Genomic DNA, 3,585 nt, shown 5'->3' on the forward strand with positions numbered 1-3,585 from the left:
ACATTTCAGCTCTCGAATTTTAACAAATGCACCGGAAATTCGGCTTGACCCAAAAAGATAAAAAGTCAGCAATAAAAAAAATTTCATAAGCCTGAAAACAAAAAAGCAACCTACCCCACTTTCGTAGAATAGGTTGCGATATCCACTTCAATTTATTTAATCAAATCCACGCTACGCTTAAGGAATTTTGTGAGAGCCTCACCTTTTAACAAACCATTCTGCAAAAGTGCCAAATCAATAAGTTGAGGAATCACTTCATTAGTCTTGGCATATTCCGTAAAGATTTGCTTTTTCTTATCCTGCTGAGCAGAAATATCATTATTACACTTCGTGAGTTCATCACGCTCTTCCTGTGTAATTTCATCTGCTTTCTTATCTTTCTGAGTTTGTTCGATGGCCATTCTGCGGGCATTGAGACCTTTAAGTTCAGCCTCTACAGAGTGTAACTGAGCGTCCAATTTCACTTTGACATCTTCCAAAACACCTTTCACCAGACGATGGTCAGCATTCAGCACTACATTATACATATCCGGCATTTCACCATAGAATGACATCCCCGGCTGCAAACGACTCATTTCCTTCATACGACGCATATACTCGCTCTGCGTAATAACAATCGGCTGAGCGTCCGCTCCCAAACTCTCGGCTTCCAAATGAAACTCTGTTTTCTCCAACTTAGGCATTTCGGCTGTAAAAACACCTGTAATGCTTTCTGTTTCCTCTGCGGTCAATTCGATTTTAGCTATATCGTCTTTTTGAATAAGCCTGTCGATTACATCGCCATCCACACGGCAGAAACGCGACTTCTCAAACTTCTGTTCCAACATACCCACCAAAGGAGCATCCAACTGACCGTCCATCAACAGTACACTATAGCCCTTTGCCTTGGCAGACTCAATATAACTATACTGCTCATCCTTGTCGGCGGCATAAAGATAAATGAGATTACCATCTTTATCCGTTTGAGTCGGCTTGATAAGATCCTTATATTCCTCATATGTGAAATATTTATCTTCCACATCCTTGAGCAAAGCAAACTTATTGGCCTTTTCATAGAAATCCTGCTCTGAAAGCATGCCATAATGAATGAACAGTTTCAAATTGTCCCATTTTTCCTCAAACTCCTTACGGTCATTCTTAAAGATAGACTGCAACCTGTCACAGACTTTCTTTGTGATGTAAGTTGATATTTTCTTTACATTGGCATCACTCTGCAAATAACTTCGACTGACATTCAGAGGAATGTCGGGAGAATCAATAACTCCATGAAGCAACGTGAGAAACTCCGGCACTATATTCTCCACTTCATCCGTAACAAACACCTGATTGCAATAAAGCTGTATTTTGTTACGGTGCATTTCCAGATTATTCTTAATTCTGGGGAAATAGAGCACACCTGTCAGGTGGAAAGGAAAATCAACATTCAAATGTATCCAAAAGAGCGGTTCATCGCTCATGGGATAAAGGTCACGATAAAACTTTTTATAGTCCTCGTCTTTCAACGTTGCCGGAGTTTTGGTCCAAAGCGGTTCCGTGTCATTAACCACGTTATCCTCATCAGTTTCCTGCTGTTTTCCGTCTTTCCATTCTGTTTTTTTGCCAAAAGCTACCGCCACCGGCAAAAAACGGCAATACTTCTCCAAAAGCCCTTTTATCTTGCCATTTTCCAAAAACTCTTTGCAATCGTCTGAAATATGCAACACGATATCCGTACCACGATCATCTTTTTCGGCATCCTCTATTTCAAAAGACGGACTACCATCGCAGCTCCATTTTACAGCCTGAGCCTCTTCGCGATAGCTTCTGGTTATAATATCAACCTTGTCAGCCACCATAAAGGACGAGTAGAAACCCAAACCAAAATGGCCGATAATAGCATTGGCGTCATCCTTATATTTTTCGAGAAAGTCATTAGCTCCTGAAAATGCTATCTGATTGATATATTTATCGATTTCATCGGCTGTCATACCAATGCCCCGGTCGCTGACTGTAAGCGTTCCCGCCTCTTTGTCCAAAGTAATGTGAATTGTCAAATCACCCATTTCTCCTTTGAACTCACCTTTCGAGGCAAAAGTTTTCAATTTTTGCGTGGCATCAACGGCATTCGACACAATTTCACGCAAAAAAATTTCGTGGTCACTATACAAAAACTTTTTAATTACCGGAAAGATATTCTCCGTAGTTATTCCAATTGTTCCTTTCTGCATGGTTTTTATCTTAATATTTTTAAATCTTTAAATTCTTCAATCAATATTGCAAATAATGTGCCAAACATATCATCGCACTGTTTGCGAAATTAACATATTTAACATTCAATTACATTTAGAGTACTAAAACAGGAGTTACCCATAGACATGGAAGAAAAAGCAAGTATTGAAATTTGAACAGGAATACGGACTTTTCTAACGGCAATACGGACTTTTTTGACAAAAACACCGCTCGGAATTTCTAAAAACAGACTGAAAAACAAAGAAAAAAGAGGACCACCTTAAAGGAGATCCTCTTAGCCACTGCAAATATACGACATTTTTCCTCCAAAAGCAAGAAATGTTAAAACCGGACATCCCCCATTTCTTCCATTTTTCTCGCCTCATTCTACAAAACAAACCATTGTTTTCATCAAATTCATTTCTGGGTATTTTTTTTCAGTAAAATATCCAAATAATTTACCTTGGGTCAATGAATAATCACCTTACGACAACTAGAGGAACCGTTCTTCAACATGAAATGCACCGCATAAACACCTCTCGGCAACAACAAAAAGTCAGGAGTTTTTCCTTTCTCCATCATTTTTATATGCTCCATATCTGAAGTCCTGCAACACAACTTGCCCCACACGTCATAAACACTCATGGAAACAGCCTCCTCGTTCCCAACACAATTGTCACATCCCGACAAATCCATCTGCTCAATTTGCTCATCCAGCCAAGCGATACGCGATTCAAACCAACGACTGACACTGTCTATGTTTTCTTCCAAATCGACAGACAAATAATATTTGGTCAGTTCTTCTTCAAGTCTGCGACAATCCATAATGGCTTTTCCTTGTTTTTCCTGCAAAGAAAGAACCTCATCCATTACTTCCGAATAAACGTTATTACGGATTCTTTTCCATATATTTATATAAGCTTTAATAAAATCTTCTCTTTGAAATAACCGCTTGACGTAAAAGTGATCTATTCCATGCTGAGAACTCCACTTTCCATACATCTTATAGGTAGAGTCAAAATCCCACATCGGTCCCATTTTCAATTTAGAGGACGTATGGTCATCAACATTATAATCCTCCTTATAGAGAAACATATTCGAACCGCAACCGTCCAACGTACCCAGAATGTCATGCCCTAAAGTCCAGCCGGCAAAAGACGATATATCAATATACTCTGATATGTCACCTCCCTCATGCAGCATTTGTCCGAACTCCTCTATATAACCTTTGATATTGCTGACAAGTGTCTCATCCAGATCATCCGGATCAGGATATTTAAATGTATATCCCATTGCAGGCGTAAGATAGTCTGAATGAAAATAAACGGGTCAAGCCGAAATTCCGGTGCATTTGTTAACATTCGAGAGCTGAAATGT

The 3,585-nt window shown here is 39.3% G+C and carries 2 protein-coding genes; both read right to left on the bottom strand.

The features are described 5' to 3' along the window. Positions 1-152 precede the first annotated feature (152 nt). A complete protein-coding gene (htpG, locus tag C5S62_RS00165) occupies positions 153-2,207 on the bottom strand; it encodes a molecular chaperone HtpG (RefSeq protein WP_104403553.1) in 2,055 nt (684 codons plus the stop codon). Between the two features lie 469 nt (positions 2,208-2,676). After that, positions 2,677-3,501: a CotH kinase family protein gene (locus tag C5S62_RS00170; RefSeq protein ID WP_104403554.1), complete on the bottom strand. Its 825-nt coding sequence runs from the start codon at positions 3,499-3,501 to the stop codon at positions 2,677-2,679. Between the last annotated feature and the right edge of the window lie 84 nt (positions 3,502-3,585).

Origin of the sequence: Prevotella sp. MGM2, assembly GCF_002933955.1 — a bacterium.
Taxonomy (GTDB): Bacteria; Bacteroidota; Bacteroidia; order Bacteroidales; family Bacteroidaceae; genus Alloprevotella.